This window comes from Devosia indica (assembly GCF_003056405.1).
GTDB lineage: Bacteria > Pseudomonadota > Alphaproteobacteria > Rhizobiales > Devosiaceae > Devosia > Devosia indica.
Map to the genome: position 1 here is coordinate 102,047 of NZ_PYVZ01000002.1, position 17,474 is coordinate 119,520.

Below are 17,474 nucleotides of genomic sequence, written 5' to 3' on the forward strand. Positions count from 1 at the left end.
CCGCAATGCCCACCATCACCCGCGAAACGCTCGCCGCTCTGCGCAAGGCGGATACGCCAACCGTCTGCAATGCTCTTGAGCATGTCATGGGCGGGCGCACGGCGGAGGGTTTTACCAAGCACCCCGTGGTCTGCGCTGATCCGGCTCTGCCGCCGGTGGTGGGATTTGCCCGCACGGCGAAGATCCGCGCCTCCTCGCCGGCACAGAAGCCGGCGGCAGATGTTCGGGCGCTGCGCATGCAGTATTACGAATATGTCTCGGCTGGGGCTGGCCCCAATGTGGTGGTCATCGAGGATACCGACTGGCCCCATGTGATCGGCGGTTTCTGGGGCGAAATGCAGGTGGCCCAGCACAAGGGGCTGGGCGTTGCCGGCACGCTGACCAATGGCGTGTTGCGCGATCTGGGCATGCTCGATGAGGGCTATCAGGTGATCGCCGGGGCAGTGGGACCGAGCCACGCTTTCGTGCATGTGACCGAGCTGGATTGCCCGGTGACAGTGTTCGGGATGAGCGTGCGGCCCGATGATCTGATCCATGCCGACCGGCATGGCGCGGTGGTGATTCCGGCGGAACATATCGAGCGCATGCCTCAAGCTATCGATGTCGTGATGCGCAAGGAAGTGCCGATTCTGTCAGCAGCACGCGCGCCGGGGTTCACAGTGGAAAAGCTGCGGGCGGCGTGGGCAGAGGCCGACGGGATCAAGTGAGGCGCTCTCGTCTTGTCATACCCACATGAGAAAGGGCCGGTGTCTACACCGGCCCTTCTTTTCTAGTTGGCCTTGGCTTGCATGCGGTCGAGCCGCAACTGGGCGGCGCGACGGTGGCCTTCGAGGCCTTCGCTGGCTGACTGGCGCGCGGCGGGCGGGGCGACCTGGGAAACGCCGCGCTCATCGAGCCACTGGTGGGTGGCGATCTTGACATAGGCGCCGACCCAGAGCCCGCCAGTATAGCGTCCTGCGCCCATGGTGGGCAGGGTGTGGTTGGTGCCCGAGCACTTGTCGGAATAGACCACGCTGGCCAGTTCGCCGATGAACAGCGACCCGTAATTGCGCAGCTTTTTCGCAAAATCCCTGGCATCTGCGGTATGCACCTGCAGGTGCTCGGCCGCGATGAGATCGGAATAGGCGATCATGGCCGCCTCGTCTTCGCAGACGGTGATCTCGCCGTAGTTGATCCAGGCTTCGCGGGCAGTATTGGCTGTCGAGAGCGTTTCAAGCTGGACCTCGACCTCTTTCTGCACGGCATCTGCCAGAGCCTTGTCGGTGGTGATGAGGCCGACGCGGGTGCGGATGTCATGCTCGGCCTGGGCCAACAGGTCGGTAGCGATCATCTCGGCGTCGCCTGTTGCGTCGGCGACCACGAAGATTTCGGAGGGGCCAGCGAGCTGGTCAATGCCGACGGGACCGAATACCTGGCGCTTGGCCTCGTTGACGAAGGCATTGCCGGGGCCGACAATCTTGTTGACCGCCGGAACGCTCTCGGTGCCATAGGCCATGGCGGCGATGGCCTGGGCCCCCCCGATCCTGAATATGCGGTCTGCGCCCGAAAGGTGACAACCAGCGATCATGGCCCTGTGCGCGTTGGGCGGCAGGCAGGCGACGATCTCGTCGACGCCGGCGACCTTGGCCGGAACGATGGTCATGATTGGGGCAGAAAGAAGGGGGTAACGTCCGCCCGGGACATAGCAACCGACGCGCTCGATGGGGATGACGCGATGCCCCATATGAACGCCCGGCAGGGTCTCGACCTCAAGCGGCAGGATGGTGGCAAGCTGCGCTTCAGCGAATTTGCGGACATTGTCGATGGCGAATTCGGTGTCCTTGCGGGTCTGCGGGTCGAGCTCGGCCAGAGCGGCTTTGCGCTCCTCGTCCGTGACTTCGAAGACTTCCAGTTCGGCCTTGTCGAACTTGAGCGAATAATCCCGGATGGCAGCATCCCCATGCGCGCGGACATTGGCGATGATTTCGCCGACCAGCGTTTCAACCGGCGCATTGTCGCTCACCGAGGAGCGCTCGGGTGCCTTGACATAGGTTACGCCGGGGACGGGCGAAGAAGCGGGGGCGGTCATTGCAAACTCCAAAGGCCATGAATTTGTGCTGCAGGGCGGACGGCGCTTTGCTTGCGCCCACCTAGTCGGCAGCTCTGAAATTCGATCTTGCATACGTATTCAAAATTTGCCAGAGTTTTTTGCGGGAGAGGGATCGATCTTTCGTCGATGCCCGACGACACGGTTTGATGAACGCACACGCAGTGCCACTGGTGAGAAGATCAAGCAATGAGGCCGCGGTGTTACCGCTGTTGTTGCTGCCGGGCACGGTTTGTGATGCACGCCTGTTCGGGCCTCTAATGGCGGAACTGGATCATCCGGACATGCGGGTCATGGAGATGACCGGCGCCCAATCGACGCTTGAATTGGCAATGAAGGTGCTGGCAGAGGCGCCTAAGCGTTTCGCGTTGCTGGGTTTTTCCTTGGGCGGGATTGTCGCGCTCGAGATGATGGCGCAGGCGCCGGAGCGGATTGAGCGATTGGCGCTGATCGATACGACGCCGCGACCGGACCCTGCAGCCAACGCCAAGGTGCGTCGCGAAGTCGTGGAAAAAGCCCGGAAAACCGGAATGGATAGCTATATCCTGGATGCCTGGGGCAAGCTGGTGTCTCCGGCGAATGCGGGGGACGAAAAACTCAAGGAAATCATCGTCGAAATGGCCCGGGATGCGGGCGTCGACGTGCTGGCGGCGCAATCGGAAGTAGCGATCCATCGCGCCGATAGCCGCGACCGGCTGAAGGCGATCAAGGTGCCGACACTGGTCCTGGGGGGTGAACATGAACAGATCTGCCCGCTCGCGGCGCATGAGGAAATCGCCGCCGGCATCGCTGGCGCTCGTTTCTTCACCATTCCACACGCTGGGCACTTCGCCCCGCTTGAAAATCCTGCCGCAGTGGCGCGACATATGCGCGACTGGTTGGCTGGGACAGATGCACACCATGCCGCGCAGGCAGCAGACCAAGGAGTTGAGATGAGCGCGAATGACAGCACCGGCAAGGGCAAGGCGACGCCCGCCACCGGAAAGGAAGAGGTGCTGCAGGTCGAGCGCCATGACTATGTCGACCTGGCACCGACCAACCGGCCGCGCGGCCAGTCCATGGAAGGGTTCGACGATATCTATACGGACATTGTCGACTACATCATCCGTTGCACCCACAAGATTTGGGATGAGCGCGATATCGGGCTGATCTACACCCACTACACCCATAATTGCGTGCTCTATGGCACGACCGGCACGATCTACAATCGTGAAGACATCGTGAGCGACACCATCCAGCGCCTGGTGAGCTTTCCCGAGCGGCGCGGCATGGGCACCCAGGTGATCTGGAACGGCAATGACAAGGAAGGTTTCTTCACCAGCCATTTGGTGACCGGTTCGGGCCGTCACACCCAATACGGCCATTTTGGACCACCGACCGGCAAGCCGTTTGTCAGCCGCACCATTGCGGACTGCATGATCTTCCAGAACAAGATCTACCGGGAGTGGGTCGTGGCCGACAATATGGCCATCATCCAGCAGCTTGGCCTGGATCCGCATGCCTTCGCAATGCGCACGGCCAAGGCCAAGTTCGATGCGGGGCTGCTCTCGCTTGATATCGGCGAGAACCGTCGTTTTGTCGGCCAGACCCCGCCGGCGGAGAAGGCCGATACGTCACTGGCCCACAATGATGTGGAAGCCCAGACCATCGAAATGCTGCATGAAATCTTCGTCAAGCGCATGTTCGGCCGTATCGCGCAGGATTATGCGCCCAACGCGCAGTATCACGGTCCGCTGATGAAGGAGCTCTATGGTCACGCGGCCATCATTCACCAGCATCTGGGGCTGATCGGCTCGCTGCCCGACGCTTCCTATGAAATCCAGCATGTGGCATCTAATCCGTGCGACGAGGGCGGCACCAAGGTTGCCGTGCGCTGGATCATGGAAGGCCACCATCTGGGCTATGGCATTCTGGGCACGCTGGGCGATCCGACCGGCAAGCGCGTGCAGGTGATGGGGATGAGCCACTATCACTGGAAGAACGGCAAGATCGTCGATGAATGGACGGTCTATGACGAGCTAAGCCTGCTTGCCCAGGTCAAGCTGGGACAGTTGGCAGACGGCGCCGAGACCGAATAATACGAATACGGGAGCGGTCAGACCGCTCCCGTTCTTGCTTTCAGACCGTCGTTCCGACTGGCTATTCGGGGTCGCGTGTTGCCCGGGAGCGCAGGGCGTCGACCACCTGCTGGCTGGAGATCGAGCCGATCTCCTTGCCGTCCTCGTCGGTGACCCCAATGGTATCTGCGCCATCAGACAGGGCGTCGATCACATCGGCGACCGGCGCATCGGAAACGACCTGAACTTCGTTGTCCGGGGTGGCGGAAGGCGCATCGGCGCTTGCGAGCATGACGTCCGAAGCCTGCAGCACCCGCAGCGGATTCATGTGGGTGACGAAGTCCTCGACATAGGCATTGGCCGGATTGGCCGTGATTTCCTGGGGCGTGCCAGCCTGGGTGATGCGCCCGCCATCCATGATGGCGATGCGGTTGCCCAGCTTGAAGGCCTCGTCGAGATCGTGGCTGACGAAAATGATGGTGCGCTTGAGCTTGGCCTGAAGTTCGAGCAATTCATCCTGCAGTCGTGTGCGGATCAGCGGGTCGAGCGCAGAGAAGGGCTCGTCCATGAGCAGAATCGGCGCTTCGGTAGCGAAGGCCCGCGCCAGGCCGACGCGCTGTTGCATGCCGCCCGAAAGCTCGCCGACCTTGCTGTCGGCCCAGTCAGCCAGGCCGACCAGTTCGAGCTGCTCCTTGACCTTGGCTTCGCGTTTGGCACGGCTCATGCCGCCCAGCTCGAGGCCGAGGGCGACATTGTCGGTAACATTGCGCCAGGGCAGGAGGCCAAATTGCTGAAAGACCATGGCGATGCATTCGCGGCGCAGGCGCAAAAGGTCGTCCTTGCTGCAATTGCCGGGGTCGCAGGTCCAGTCGCCGATATTGACCCGCACATTGCCGCGCACCACCGGGTTGAGGCCATTGACGGCGCGCAAAAGGGTGGACTTGCCCGAACCTGACAGGCCCATCAGGACGAGGATTTCGCCCTCCTGAACGGAAAGCGAGCAATCATGCACGCCCAGTATCTGGCCGGTTTCCTGCTGGATTTCGGCGCGATCCTGCCCGGCATCCATCAGCGGCAGTGCGGTTTCGGGATGATCGCCGAAGACGATGCTCACATTGTCGAAGACGACAGCGTCACTCATTTCTGTTCACTCCCGATGCGCAGCATACGGTCAAGGATGATAGCCACCACGACGATGACGAAGCCGCTTTCAAAGCCGAGGGCCGTGTTGACCGAGTTGAGCGCCCGCACCACGGGAACGCCAAGACCGTCCGCGCCCACAAGAGCGGCGACCACGACCATGGACAGCGAGAGCATGATGGTCTGATTGAGGCCCGCCATAATCTGGGGAAGAGCATAGGGCAGTTCGACCTTGATCAGTTTCTGCGTGCCGGTGCCGCCAAAGGCATCGACCGCTTCGAGCAAGGGCGTCGGCGTGCTGGATATGCCGAGATAGGTCAGCCGGATCGGAGCGGGCAGCACGAAGATGACCGTGGCGATCAGGCCGGGCACCATGCCGATGCCGAAGAAAACGATGGCCGGAATGAGATAGACGAAGGTGGGAAGGGTCTGCATCAGGTCCAGGACCGGCTGCAGGTAACGATAAAGCTTGGGGCGGTGGGCCACGAAGATACCGATGGGCACGCCGATGGACATGCAAACCAGGCAAGCGCTCATCACCAGGGTGAGGCTTTCGGTGGTGGCCTCCCAATATTCCTGGTTGAGGATGAACAGGAAGCCGACCAGTACCAGCAGGCAGGTTTTCCAGTTGCGCTGCAGGATCCAGGTCAGACCAACAAACAGGCCGATGATAATGAGCGGATGCGGCGTCTGCAGCAGCCAGAGCAGCCCCTCAATCAGGGCCTCGGCGCCGTCGGCCATGGCGTCGAACACGCCGGAAAAATTGTCCCGAAGCCAATCGAAAAAGTTGCTGGCCCATTTGCCGATCGGAATCTTGTTGTCAGTCAGCCAGTCCACAGCCGTACTCCCTCAAAGCGTCCAGCCCAGGCATCTGGCAGGGCTGGCCGGGAGAGTGACCCCGTCAATTGCGGGCGGGGTCACTCAGGATCAGAGTTATGTCACGTGTCGAAGACGCGTCGGCCTTAAAGGCCGAGTTCGGCCGTGACCGCGGCAGCGCCATCGCCACCGTCGAGCGTCGTGACACCCTCAACCCAGGCCAGCACGGCGTCGGGGTTGGCCTGCATCCAGGCCAGCGACGCGTCGCCGGCGTCTTCACCGTCATTGAGGATCGCGCCCATGATTTCGTTTTCCATGGGCAGGGAGAACTTCATGTTCTCAAGCAGCTTGCCCACATTGGGGCATTCCTCGGCGAACCCCTTGCGGGTGACGGTCTGGACAATGCCTTCGCCGCCGAAAAAGTCTTCGCCACCGGGCAGGTACTTAATGGGGAAGGCAGAATTCATCGGGTGCGGGGCCCAGCCGAGGAAGACGACATCCTCGCCATCATCAACCAGGCGGTTGACCTGAGCGAGCATGCCCTGTTCGGAGCTTTCGACAACATCGAAGCCTTCCAGGCCATGGGTGTTGTTCTCGATCAGTTCGACCAGATAGGCATTGCCCTCATTGCCCGGCTCGATGCCATAGATCTTGCCATCGAGCTCTTCGCGGAAATCGGCAATCTTGCTGTAGGAGGTCAGGCCCTTGTCGAAAGTGTATTCGGGCACGGCCAGGGTGTAGTTGGTGCCTTCGAGATTGGTGGTGATCACCTCGATCTCGCCGCTTTCCAGATAGGGCGTGATGGCGCCGGTCTGGGCGGGCATCCAGTTGCCGAGGAAAATATCGACATCATCGCTTTCGAGCGAGGCGAAGGTGACGGGTACGGAAAGGACCTTGACGTCCACATCGTAGCCGAGGGCCTCGAGCACCTGCCGCGCAGCGGCGGTGGTGGTGGTGATGTCAGTCCAGCCGACATCCGAGAAGGAGACCGATTCGCACTGACCAGCGGCGAAGGCGGAGGTCGACATCAGCGACACGGCCAGGGCGCCCGTCAGCGTGAGGATAGGTTTGATCATGGATTTGCTCCAGCGTGCAGGTTGGAATTTTGTTGATTGACTGTTCAATCAAAACCTACATGATGGGCAATGTAAAGCCCAGAAGCGGGAAAACTGCCCAGATGCCGAAAATTGGAATGCAGCCTTTGCGCCGACAGGCAATGATCCGCGCGACGATTTCCGAGATCGCCGCGGCAGGATCTCTCGACGTTACTGTCAGCCAGATTGCCAAACGGGCCGGAATGTCTCCGGCCCTGGCTATGCATTACTTTGGGACCAAGGATAAGATCTTTCTAGCGACAATGCGGCATGTGCTTGAACTGTATAGGCAGGCCGTGAGAAAGCGGCTTGATGGCGTCTCTGACCCCTATGAGCGCATTGTCGGGATCATCGACGCGAGCTTCGAGGCGAGCCAGCTTGAGCGCGAAGTGGTGGCGGCCTGGCTGGCTTTTTACGTGCGGGCGCTGCAGTCGGGTGAGGCCCGGCGGCTGCTCAATGTCTATGCCGGGCGGCTGCAATCCAACCTCCGGTTCAACTTGCGTCAATTGTTCGACGAGGCGACGGCAAAGCAGATCGCGCAGGGCCTGGCCTCGCTGATTGACGGCTTCTACATCCGTCACGCCTTGCAGGATCTGGTCCCTGATCGGGACGAAACCAGAGCCCTGGTTCAGGACTATCTTGAATTGTGGCTCGAAAGGAAAAATCGACTTGGCTGATAAGCCCAATATTCTCGTTCTCATGGCCGACCAGCTCAACGGGACGCTGTTTCCCGATGGTCCGGCCGAGTGGCTGCATGCGCCAAACTTGAAAGCTTTGGCGGCCCGTTCTGCGCGCTTTGCCAATGCCTATACCGGCTCGCCGCTCTGCGCGCCCGGCCGGGCAAGCTACATGTCCGGCCAATTGCCACATCGCACCCGGGTCTATGACAATGCGGCCGAATTTGCCTCCGATATCCCGACCTATGCGCATCATCTGCGTCGTGCAGGCTACTCCACAGCGCTATCGGGCAAGATGCATTTTGTCGGCCCCGACCAGATGCATGGTTTCGAGGAGCGGCTGACAACGGATATCTATCCGGCCGATTTCGGTTGGACACCCGATTATCGCAAGCCGGGCGAGCGGGTGGACTGGTGGTATCACAATCTCGGCTCGGTGACCGGTGCGGGGATCGGCGAGATTTCCAATCAGCTCGAATATGACGATGAGGTGGCCTATCACGCCACGCGCAAGATCTACGACCTGGGCCGGCGGCAGGACGCGCGGCCCTGGATGCTGACGGTGAGCTTCAGCCATCCGCACGACCCTTATGTGGCGCGACGGAAATATTGGGACCTTTATGAGGATTGTGCGCATCTCGACCCCGAGGTGCCCGCCTTCGAGCTGGCCGATCAGGACCCGCATTCGCGCCGCCTGCTCGAGGCGAGCGATGCCGGCTCGTTCGACATCGCGCAAGACAATATCCGCCGTTCACGCCGGGCCTATTTCGCCAATATCTCCTATATCGACGACAAGATCGGGGAGGTGTTGAGCGCGCTTGAGGCAACCGAGCAGTCCGAAAACACGATCATCGTGTTCGTGTCCGACCATGGCGATATGCTGGGCGAGCGCGGGCTGTGGTTCAAGATGAGCTTCCTCGATGGCTCGGCGCGCGTGCCGCTGATGATCGCCGCGCCTGATTTGCCTGCGGGGCGGATCGAAACCCCGGTCAGTACGATGGATGTCAATCCGACGCTGGCGGACCTGGCCGGGATTGATCTGGGCGACATCCTGCCCTGGACCGATGGGGAAACGCTGGTGCCGCTGGCCCGGGGTAAGGTCCGTACGGCGCCGGTGCTGATGGAATATGCCGCAGAAGGGTCCGAGGCGCCGTTGGTGGCGATCCGGCAGGGGCAGTGGAAGTACATCCATTGCGAACTCGACCCACCGCAATTGTTCGACCTCAATGCCGATCCGCATGAGTTGCGCAATTTGGCGAGCGACCCCGATCATGCCGCTCAAGCGGAGCGGTTTGCGGCCATGGTGAGTGAGAATTGGGACCTTGCCGCCTTCGATGCCGCGGTGCGCGAAAGCCAGGCCCGTCGGTTGATCGTCTATGAGGCGCTGCGCAATGGCGCCTATTTTCCCTGGGATTTCCAGCCGCTGCAGCGGGCCTCCGAGCGCTTCATGCGCAATCACATGGACCTCAATGTCCTGGAACACAATCAACGCTATCCGCGAGGCGAATGAGCATGCGTAACGCCCAGCCCAAAGCGAGCCATTTCATCGATGGTCAATATGTCGAAGACCCCGCCGGGGCCGAGATCGCTAGTGTCTATGCCGCAACCGGCGAAACCATTGCCGTGCTGCATTCGGCCACGCCGGCCATCATCGACAAGGCGTTGAGCGCCGCGTCGCGTGCGCAGAAGCAATGGGCGGCCCTGCGGCCGGCCGAGCGCGGGCGGGTGTTGCGCAAGGCGGCCGACATGATCCGCGCGCGCAATCCGGAATTGTCGGAACTTGAAACGCTGGATACCGGCAAGCCGATCCAGGAAACGCTGGTGGCCGATGCGCTGTCGGGCGCCGAGGCGCTGGAATATTTCGGGGGTATTGCCGCGGGCATCACGGGCGAGACCATGCCGTTGGGCGAGGATTTCGTCTATACCCTGCGTGAGCCGCTGGGCGTCTGCGTGGGGATTGGCGCCTGGAACTATCCGACCCAGATCGCCTGCTGGAAGGCAGCTCCGGCGCTGGCCTGCGGCAATGCCATGGTGTTCAAGCCCAGCGAGATGACGCCGCTCGGCGCGCTGAAACTGGCCGAGATCCTGATCGAGGCCGGTGCGCCGGCCGGGCTGTTCAACGTCGTGCAGGGCTATGGTGATGTCGGAGCGAGCCTGATTGCGGACAGGCGCGTCGACAAGGTGTCGCTGACCGGTTCGGTGCCCACGGGGCGCAAGGTCTATGCCGCCGCCGCCGAGGGGATTCGGCATGTGACGATGGAGCTGGGGGGCAAGTCGCCGCTGATCATTTTCGAGGATGCGGATATCGAAAATGCGGTGAGTGCGGCGATCAACGCCAATTTCTATTCGACGGGGCAGATCTGTTCCAATGGCACGCGGGTGTTTGTGCATCGCGATATCCGGGCAAAGTTTGTTGCGCGGCTGGTCGAGCGCAGCCGCCATGCGGTGATAGGGAATCCGCTGGATCCCGGGACGCAGATCGGGCCGATGGTGAGTGCGGTCCAGCGCGAAAAGGTGCTGGCCTATATCGCAACCGGCAAGGCCGAGGGTGCGCAATTGGTGCTGGGCGGCGGGGTACCGCAGGGCGAGCGCTATGCCTTGGGTAACTATATCGAGCCGACCATCTTCGATGGCGTGACCGACGAGATGACCATTGCCCGCGAGGAGATTTTCGGGCCGGTGCTGTCGGTGCTCGAATTCGCGGATGAGGACGAGGTCATCGTGCGCGCCAATGCGACCGAATTCGGTCTGGCAGCGGGTGTGTTCACCAGCGACATCAAACGTGCCCATCGGGTCGTGGCCCGGTTGGAGGCCGGGACCTGCTGGATCAACACCTATAATCTCACTCCGGTCGAGGCGCCCTTTGGCGGCGTCAAGATGTCGGGCGTGGGCCGGGAAAATTCACGCGCCGCCATCGAGCATTATTCGCAGCTCAAATCGGTCTACGTCGCCATGGGTGACGTCGAGGCGCCTTTCTAAATTGGAAGGCCGCGGCATGCGTGCCGTGGCAGGGATAGTTCAATGCAAGCAGATTTCGTGATTATCGGCTCAGGTTCGGCTGGCGCCACCATGGCTGCGCGCCTGAGCGAAAGCGGGCAGCATTCGGTGATCGTGCTCGAATATGGTGGTTCTGATATGGGGCCGCTGATCCAGATGCCGGCGGCGCTGAGCTACCCGATGAACATGGCGATGTATGACTGGGGCTACAAAAGCGAGCCCGAGCCCCATCTGGGTGGGCGGCGGCTGGTGGTGCCGCGCGGCAAGGTGGTTGGTGGTTCGTCCTCGATCAACGGCATGGTCTATGTGCGTGGCCATGCGCGTGATTTCGACACCTGGGCGCAGAGCGGGGCGAAGGGTTGGAGCTATGCCGATGTGCTGCCCTATTTCAAGCGCATGGAAAACTGGCACGATGGCGGCCATGGCGGGGATCCGGCCTGGCGCGGCACCGATGGGCCGCTGCATGTCACGCGCGGCAAACGCAGCAATCCATTGTTCAAGGCATTTGTGGAGGCCGGTGCACAGGCGGGGTTTGAACGCACGGACGACTATAATGGCGAAAAGCAGGAGGGCTTCGGCCCGATGGAGCAGACGGTCTGGAAGGGCCGGCGCTGGTCCACCGCCAATGCCTATCTCAAGCCGGCGCTGAAGCGGCCCAACCTGGAGTTGGTCAAGTGCTTCGCCCGCCGCGTAGTGATCGAGAACGGCCGTGCTGCCGGCGTCGAGATCGAGCGCGGCGGCAGGATCGAGACCGTGCGGGCCAATCGCGAGGTGATCGTGGCGGCGTCCTCGATCAACTCGCCAAAACTGCTGATGCTCTCCGGCATTGGTCCGGCTGCGCATCTGGCAGAGCATGGCATCGACGTGGTGGCTGACCGGCCGGGTGTCGGGCAGAACCTGCAGGACCATCTCGAACTCTATATCCAGCAGGCTTCGACCCAGCCGATAACGCTCTACAAGCACTGGAATTTGTGGGGCAAGGCGTTGGCCGGGGCGCAATGGCTGTTCTTCAAATCCGGGCTGGGCGCCTCGAACCAGTTCGAAAGTGCAGGCTTCATCCGCTCTCGCGCGGGGCTGGAATATCCCGATATCCAGTTCCATTTCCTGCCCATTGCGGTGCGTTATGACGGACAGGCCGCGGCCGAGGGGCATGGCTTTCAGGCGCATGTGGGGCCGATGCGGTCGGCTTCGCGCGGCGCGGTGACGCTCGCCTCGGGTGATCCACGACAGGCGCCGTCGATCCTGTTCAATTACATGTCCGATCCTCAGGACTGGGCGGACTTCCGCCATTGTATCCGGGTGACCCGGGAGATCTTTGCGCAGCCAGCCTTTGATGCCTATCGGGGGGCGGAAATCCTGCCGGGGGCGGCCGCGCAGAGCGATGACGAGTTGGATGCCCATATTCGGGAGCACGCCGAAAGCGCCTATCACCCCTGCGGCACCTGCCGCATGGGTTCGACCGATGACCGGCAGGCGGTGGTCGATGAACAGTGCCGGGTGATCGGGGTTGATGGGTTGCGGGTCGCGGACAGCTCGATCTTTCCCACCATTCCCAACGGCAATCTCAATGCGCCATCGATCATGGTGGGCGAAAAGGCCTCGGACCATATTCTGGGGCAGGGCATGCTGCCGCCGGAACAGGTGCAACCCTGGATCAATCCGCGCTGGCAGGAATCGGACCGGTAGCGACCGGCGACACTGTGCGAGGCAGCAGTTGTCGGTCTCTCGCCGCGTCCAAAAGTGGATGCTTTCTTCGTGGCGGCTTGTGACGGGTAGATAGCAGCCGGGCTGTTGTCCTCGCCGCTCGGGGACGCGTGGCAAAGCAGCGCTTCTGGCTTTGGCATCGCCTCACCCGATCAAATTCCTATAACTTTCAATGGGTTGACGGCGTCTTTGGGGCGGTGCTGCGCGGCGAGTGCAAAGCAAGGCTTGACTCTCCCTGCGCTTGAATCAATAGTTCGGTCAGTCACCGAACTAATTAGGGCATCGATGTGAGCCAGGCCATTCGAATTTCGCGGCAGTATTCTCTTCGCTCTGTCATGGAAGCGATCGTGCAGGGTGGATCGGTGTCCCGCGCGTCACTGTCCAAGCAAACGGGTCTGTCCAAGCAGACAATTTCGGAAATCATGCGCCAGCTCGAAGATGAAGGCTGGGTTCAGGAGACTGGCCGCACCAGCGGGCATGTCGGGCGCACGGCGGTCACCTATGAACTGGTGCCGTCGGCTGCCTATATCGCGGCGGTCGATCTGGGTGGCACCAAGGTGCGGGTGGCCATTTGCGATCTGTCCAGCCACGTGCTGGCGGAAGTGACCGAGCCGACCCATGCGGCCGGTGGGCAGGCTGTGGTCGAGCAGATTGTTCAGCTTTGCTGGCAGGCGGCGGACAAAGGCGGTGTGCCGCGCGACAAGCTGCGCATTGCGGTCGTGGGCGCTCCCGGAGCGCCGCAGCCTGAGACCGGGCGCGTGCTGCTGGCGCCCAATATTGCCGGTTTCGACCAGATGGACGTTGCCGGGGCGCTGGAATCTGCCCTCGGTTTCGAGGCCATGCTGGAAAATGACGTCAATCTGGCAGTGCTTGGCGAGAGCTGGCTGGGTGTCGGTCAAGGCGTCGACGATCTGGCCTTCATCGCCCTGGGCACGGGTGTTGGCAGCGGCTTGATGTTGAACGGACAATTGGTGCGGGGCGCGACCAATGCGGCGGGTGAACTAGGCTTTCTGCCTTTTGGTGCCGACCCGTTTGAGGCGGAATCACTGCGGGCAGGCGCGTTTGAGCGCGTCGTCGCGTCTCACGGCATCATGGGGCGCTATCGCGATGCCGTCGGGCACGACGCCACCGTTCCGGCGATTTTCGAGAAGGCTAATGCCGGTGACGCCGACGCGATCAAGGTGCTCGACGATACGGCGCGCTATCTGGCGCGCGGTATCGGCGCCATCGCCGCCATGGCCAACCCACAAAAAGTCATTCTGGGTGGCTCCATCGGAGCACGGCCTGAACTCGTTGAACGGGTCCGCCACGTATTGCCGCTCTGCTTTCCCTATCCCGTCGAGGTTGAGGCGAGCGTTCTGGGCAATCACGCCGCGCTGGTTGGTGCTGCGGCCATTGGGCTGAGCCATCTGCACAATACGCTGTTCGGCACGGAAACGCCGGAGGCCCGCATCTCGTTGCCGCCCGCCAATGCTGCGTCGATGCGCGAGGTGCTGAAATGAGTGAGACCCTGCACAACCGGCTGTTGGCCGCCCTGGATCGAGACGAGGCCATTGGCCTGTTGCGCGGTGCCATCGGGTGCAACAGCGTTACCGGCAACGAAGCCAATATGGTGGCCTATCTCGACAGGCAGATGCGGGAACGTGGCCTTGCCGATATCGAGATCGCCGAGTTCCTGCCGGGGCGGCCCAATATCTGGGGTCGTCGCAAGGGTAGTGGCGGCGGCAAGCGCCTGCAGTTCATCGGTCATACCGATACGGTGCATGCCGAGGGCTGGCGCGAGCACTGGGCGGGCGATGAACGCGAAGATCCGTTCGGCGCCCCAATCATCGATGGCGAAATCTGGGGGCGCGGTGCGGGTGATCTCAAGGCCGGCATCTGCTCGAGCCTGGCGGCGATAAGCCTGCTCGACCGGGCCGGCATCCGGCTCAGGGGCGATGTGGATTTTGCTTTTGTCGGCGACGAGGAAAGCGGCGAGCCGGGCAGTGGGGTGTCTGCCGGGGTCAAGGCGCATGTGGCGCGTATCGCGGCGGGCGAACTGCCGCGCCCGGACTTCGTGGTCTATACCGAACCGACGCGGCTGGCGGTCTATCCGGCGCAGATCGGCTTTTTCATTGCCGATATCAGCATTACCGGCAAATCGGCCTATTTCGGCGTGCCCGAATTGGGACGTGATGCGCTCAAGGCGAGCCACAAGGTGATGAGTGCGCTCTGGGCGCATTCGGACGAAGTGTCTGCGCGTGCCGAGCATGCGCTGGTGGGCAAGGGATTCCTGCTCATCACCACGCTCAATGGCGGTGGTTTCATTGCCGTGCCCGAGCGCTGCACGCTGTCTCTGATCCGCAAGCTGCTGCCAGGCGAGAGCCTGGATGCGGCGGCCCGGGAACTGGAAGAGGTCATTCGCGGTGCGGTGACCGACCCCGATATAGCCGTCGAAATCGCCTATCCGGCCGGGCGCGATCACGCCCTTGGCGGCACGGCAGCAGAGATCGATCTGGATCATCCGGCCCTTGCAATGCTGCAAGAGAGCGTCGGGCAGGCCATGCCCGGACGAGGGGGTGCCGAGGGGGCGCCGTTCTGGTCGGAGACTCCGTTCTTCGTGAACGAGCTGGGCATTCCCGCCGTCTATTGCGCGCCCGGGGATATCCGCAATTGCCACACATTCGAGGAGCGCGTCAGCGTCGAGGAATATCTCGCCGGGGTCGTGGCCTTTGCCGGTTTCATCGCCCGCTATTGCGGGGTGGAAGACGAAAACTAGGGAATTTTCAATCAAGGGAGATATGAAGATGAAAACCACGACAAAACTGGCGACGGCCCTGCTGGCCGCAACGCTGCTGCATCCGGCCGCGGGCTTTGCCCAGACCGTGGGACCAAATGGCGAAAGCGCCACTCCGTCCTCCGACATTGTCCTTAGCGATGAGGACATCGCGGCCCTTTCGGGGCAGGGCTACAAGGCGGCACTGCTCTGGCACACCTCGTCGGACTTTATCAACGCGGTCTCGGCCGGCGCCAATGATGAATTTGCGCGCGCCGGGGTCGACGTGGTCGTGACCACCGATGCCGGTTTCGACGCCGCCAAGCAGCGCTCGGACATCGAGACGGCCCTGTCGGCCGGACCCAATGTCATCCTGTCGCTGCCGCTCGATCCAGTCACCTCGGCGGCTGCCTTCAGGGAAGCGGTCGAGACGGATGTGGAACTGGTGTTCCTCTCCAACCTGCCGGCCGACTATGTGCATGGCACGGACTATGCCGCCATCGTCACCGACGATCTGTTCCAGATGGGCAAGCAGGCGGCCGACGTGCTGGCCGAGGCCATTGGGGGCGAAGGCGAGGTGGGCTATATCTTCCACGATGCCAGCTACTACGTGACCAATCAGCGCGATCAGGCGTTCAAGACGACGATCGAGACCGACTATCCCGATATTTCGATTGTCGCCGAGCAGGGCATTTCCGATCCGGCGCGTGCCGAGGAACTGGCCAGCGCCATGCTGCTGCAGAACCCCGAGCTCGACGGCATCTATGTGACCTGGGCCGAACCGGCCGATGGGGTGCTGGCCGCGCTGCGCGGTGCCGGCAACACCGAAACCAAGGTTGTCACGCTCGACCTCTCAGAGCCTGTTGCGCTCGACATGGTGCGCGGCGGTAATGTCGCCGGTATCGTGGCTGATGAGGCCTATGAGCTGGGCCGTGCCATGGCTGCGGTGGGTCTCAAGGCGCTGCTGGACCAGGAAACTCCGGCTTTTGTGGTGGCGCCCGCGCTGACCGTCACGGCCGACAATGTCGCTGAAGGCTGGCAGCAGTCGCTGCGTCGCGATGCACCGGCCTCGGTGCTGGCCGCACAGTAATCCCTCCCGGGGCGGGGGCAATCGTGCTCCCGCCTCAACCCTGATTTCACGAGGCCGCCATGACCGCGCCCCAGTCCGCCGCTCCCACGACACCTTCGCTCTTGGCCCGCCTGTCTGGCGCCAATCTGCAGCAATATGTTGTCTATGTCGGCTTCCTCGCCATCTTCCTGTTCTTTGCGGTGGTGCTGCGCGACAGCGGCTTCCTGACCCAGAGGAACCTGATCAACATCATCCTGCAGACCGCGCCGGTGACGATCATGGCGATCGGGCTGGTGTTTGCCTTGTCGGCCGGCGAGATCGACCTCTCGATCGGCTCCACTGTTGCCGTTTCCGCGCTTGGCGGGGCGATGGCCATGGCGGCATTTCCGCAGGCGGCGCTGCTCGCCGGAATTGGCGCCGGGCTCGGCATGGGGCTGCTGGTCGGACTGGTCAATGGGGCGCTGGTCGCCTATCTGCGGCTACCCTCGTTCCTCGTGACACTTGCCACCATGGGCCTGTTTGCCGGGGTGGCGCGTTCGCTGACGCAATTGCGCTCGATACCGGTCACCGACCCGGTGTTCACGGGCCTGTTCGGTTCGGGCAATCTGTTCGGTATTCCATCGCTGGTCATCTGGACAATAGCGGCGGTTGCCATCGGCCACTTCATCTTCCGGCAAACCAAATATGGCGCCCATGTGCTGGCGACGGGTGACAATGCGCGGGCGGCCATGGTCACCGGCATCAAGGTGCCGCGGGTCCGGCTCTCGGTGTTCCTGATCAGCGGCGCCATGGCGGGGCTGGCCGGGCTGCTCTATTCGGGGCGGCTGCAGGCGGCGAAATATACGCTGGGCGAAACCGACCTGATGACCGTGATTGCAGCCGTGATTGTCGGGGGCACGCTGCTCAATGGCGGCAAGGGCTCGATCATCGGGGCGCTGGTGGGCTCGCTGATGATGGGCATGCTCAATAATGGGCTGATCCTGATGGGGCTCTCCGTCTCCGACCAGATGATCGTCCGCGGTCTCATCATCCTCATCGCTGTCGCGGTCTCGCTGCGCGAAACCTCCCGCTAGGAGTTG

The 17,474-nt window shown here is 62.2% G+C and carries 14 protein-coding genes; 10 read left to right on the forward strand and 4 right to left on the reverse strand.

Annotated features, from left to right (window positions below; translation table 11 throughout):
* The first annotated feature begins 5 nt into the window (after positions 1 to 5).
* Complete coding sequence (locus tag DDE76_RS02355) at positions 6 to 707, forward strand: RraA family protein (RefSeq protein WP_104893440.1); 702 nt, start codon at positions 6 to 8, stop codon at positions 705 to 707.
* Between the two features lie 62 nt (positions 708 to 769).
* Here the strand turns inward: DDE76_RS02355 and hisD are convergent, their stop codons facing one another.
* The gene (gene hisD / locus DDE76_RS02360; RefSeq protein ID WP_104893441.1) at positions 770 to 2,068 is read right to left on the reverse strand and encodes a histidinol dehydrogenase; all 1,299 of its coding nucleotides are present in this window, start codon (positions 2,066 to 2,068) and stop codon (positions 770 to 772) included.
* A 167-nt stretch (positions 2,069 to 2,235) separates the two neighbouring features.
* Here hisD and DDE76_RS19890 point away from each other — a divergent pair, with 167 nt between their 5' ends.
* Positions 2,236 to 4,164 carry an alpha/beta fold hydrolase gene (locus tag DDE76_RS19890; RefSeq protein WP_245891774.1) on the forward strand — a complete coding sequence of 643 codons (1,929 nt, stop codon included), beginning with the start codon at positions 2,236 to 2,238 and terminating at the stop codon, positions 4,162 to 4,164.
* Positions 4,165 to 4,225: 61 nt separating this feature from the next.
* Here the strand turns inward: DDE76_RS19890 and choV are convergent, their stop codons facing one another.
* The 3 genes from choV to choX form a co-directional block, all read right to left on the reverse strand.
* Positions 4,226 to 5,284, reverse strand: a complete 1,059-nt coding sequence (choV, locus tag DDE76_RS02375; protein WP_104893442.1) for a choline ABC transporter ATP-binding protein — start codon at positions 5,282 to 5,284, stop codon at positions 4,226 to 4,228.
* Positions 5,281 to 6,120, reverse strand: coding sequence for a choline ABC transporter permease subunit (choW, locus tag DDE76_RS02380; RefSeq protein ID WP_104893443.1), 840 nt, complete (start codon positions 6,118 to 6,120; stop codon positions 5,281 to 5,283). Before choW ends, choV begins: the two co-directional genes overlap by 4 nt.
* A 125-nt stretch (positions 6,121 to 6,245) precedes the next feature.
* Entirely contained in the window at positions 6,246 to 7,175 is a 930-nt protein-coding gene (choX, locus tag DDE76_RS02385) for a choline ABC transporter substrate-binding protein (protein ID WP_104893444.1), read from the reverse strand.
* Positions 7,176 to 7,276: 101 nt separating this feature from the next.
* Between choX and betI the strand changes: the two genes are divergently transcribed.
* From betI to DDE76_RS02425, 8 genes are all read left to right on the forward strand, one after another.
* Positions 7,277 to 7,870, forward strand: coding sequence for a transcriptional regulator BetI (gene betI / locus DDE76_RS02390; RefSeq protein ID WP_104894929.1), 594 nt, complete (start codon positions 7,277 to 7,279; stop codon positions 7,868 to 7,870).
* A complete protein-coding gene (betC, locus tag DDE76_RS02395) occupies positions 7,863 to 9,380 on the forward strand; it encodes a choline-sulfatase (protein WP_104893445.1) in 1,518 nt (505 codons plus the stop codon). Before betI ends, betC begins: the two co-directional genes overlap by 8 nt.
* Positions 9,377 to 10,849 (forward strand): betaine-aldehyde dehydrogenase, encoded by a 1,473-nt coding sequence (betB, locus tag DDE76_RS02400; RefSeq protein WP_198650819.1) that lies wholly within the window; start codon positions 9,377 to 9,379, stop codon positions 10,847 to 10,849. Before betC ends, betB begins: the two co-directional genes overlap by 4 nt.
* A gap of 42 nt (positions 10,850 to 10,891) precedes the next feature.
* Positions 10,892 to 12,553: a choline dehydrogenase gene (gene betA / locus DDE76_RS02405; RefSeq protein WP_198650820.1), complete on the forward strand. Its 1,662-nt coding sequence runs from the start codon at positions 10,892 to 10,894 to the stop codon at positions 12,551 to 12,553.
* A 305-nt stretch (positions 12,554 to 12,858) separates the two neighbouring features.
* Entirely contained in the window at positions 12,859 to 14,073 is a 1,215-nt protein-coding gene (locus tag DDE76_RS02410) for an ROK family transcriptional regulator (protein ID WP_104893447.1), read from the forward strand.
* Positions 14,070 to 15,329 (forward strand): M20 family metallopeptidase, encoded by a 1,260-nt coding sequence (locus DDE76_RS02415; protein WP_104893448.1) that lies wholly within the window; start codon positions 14,070 to 14,072, stop codon positions 15,327 to 15,329. The genes DDE76_RS02410 and DDE76_RS02415 overlap by 4 nt, the downstream gene beginning before the upstream one ends.
* Before the next feature lie 28 nt (positions 15,330 to 15,357).
* Positions 15,358 to 16,416 carry a substrate-binding domain-containing protein gene (locus tag DDE76_RS02420; protein ID WP_104894930.1) on the forward strand — a complete coding sequence of 353 codons (1,059 nt, stop codon included), beginning with the start codon at positions 15,358 to 15,360 and terminating at the stop codon, positions 16,414 to 16,416.
* A gap of 59 nt (positions 16,417 to 16,475) precedes the next feature.
* Positions 16,476 to 17,468 (forward strand): ABC transporter permease, encoded by a 993-nt coding sequence (locus tag DDE76_RS02425; protein WP_104893449.1) that lies wholly within the window; start codon positions 16,476 to 16,478, stop codon positions 17,466 to 17,468.
* Positions 17,469 to 17,474 lie beyond the last annotated feature (6 nt).

Coding starts and splice junctions, on each gene's coding strand:
- DDE76_RS02355 (WP_104893440.1), top strand. CDS start 6: ATGCCCACCATCACCCGCGAAACGCTCGCCGCTCTGCGCAAGGCGGAT.
- hisD (WP_104893441.1), bottom strand. CDS start 2,068: ATGACCGCCCCCGCTTCTTCGCCCGTCCCCGGCGTAACCTATGTCAAG.
- DDE76_RS19890 (WP_245891774.1), top strand. CDS start 2,236: ATGAACGCACACGCAGTGCCACTGGTGAGAAGATCAAGCAATGAGGCC.
- choV (WP_104893442.1), bottom strand. CDS start 5,284: ATGAGTGACGCTGTCGTCTTCGACAATGTGAGCATCGTCTTCGGCGAT.
- choX (WP_104893444.1), bottom strand. CDS start 7,175: ATGATCAAACCTATCCTCACGCTGACGGGCGCCCTGGCCGTGTCGCTG.
- betI (WP_104894929.1), top strand. CDS start 7,277: ATGCCGAAAATTGGAATGCAGCCTTTGCGCCGACAGGCAATGATCCGC.
- betB (WP_198650819.1), top strand. CDS start 9,377: ATGAGCATGCGTAACGCCCAGCCCAAAGCGAGCCATTTCATCGATGGT.
- betA (WP_198650820.1), top strand. CDS start 10,892: ATGCAAGCAGATTTCGTGATTATCGGCTCAGGTTCGGCTGGCGCCACC.
- DDE76_RS02415 (WP_104893448.1), top strand. CDS start 14,070: ATGAGTGAGACCCTGCACAACCGGCTGTTGGCCGCCCTGGATCGAGAC.
- DDE76_RS02420 (WP_104894930.1), top strand. CDS start 15,358: ATGAAAACCACGACAAAACTGGCGACGGCCCTGCTGGCCGCAACGCTG.
- DDE76_RS02425 (WP_104893449.1), top strand. CDS start 16,476: ATGACCGCGCCCCAGTCCGCCGCTCCCACGACACCTTCGCTCTTGGCC.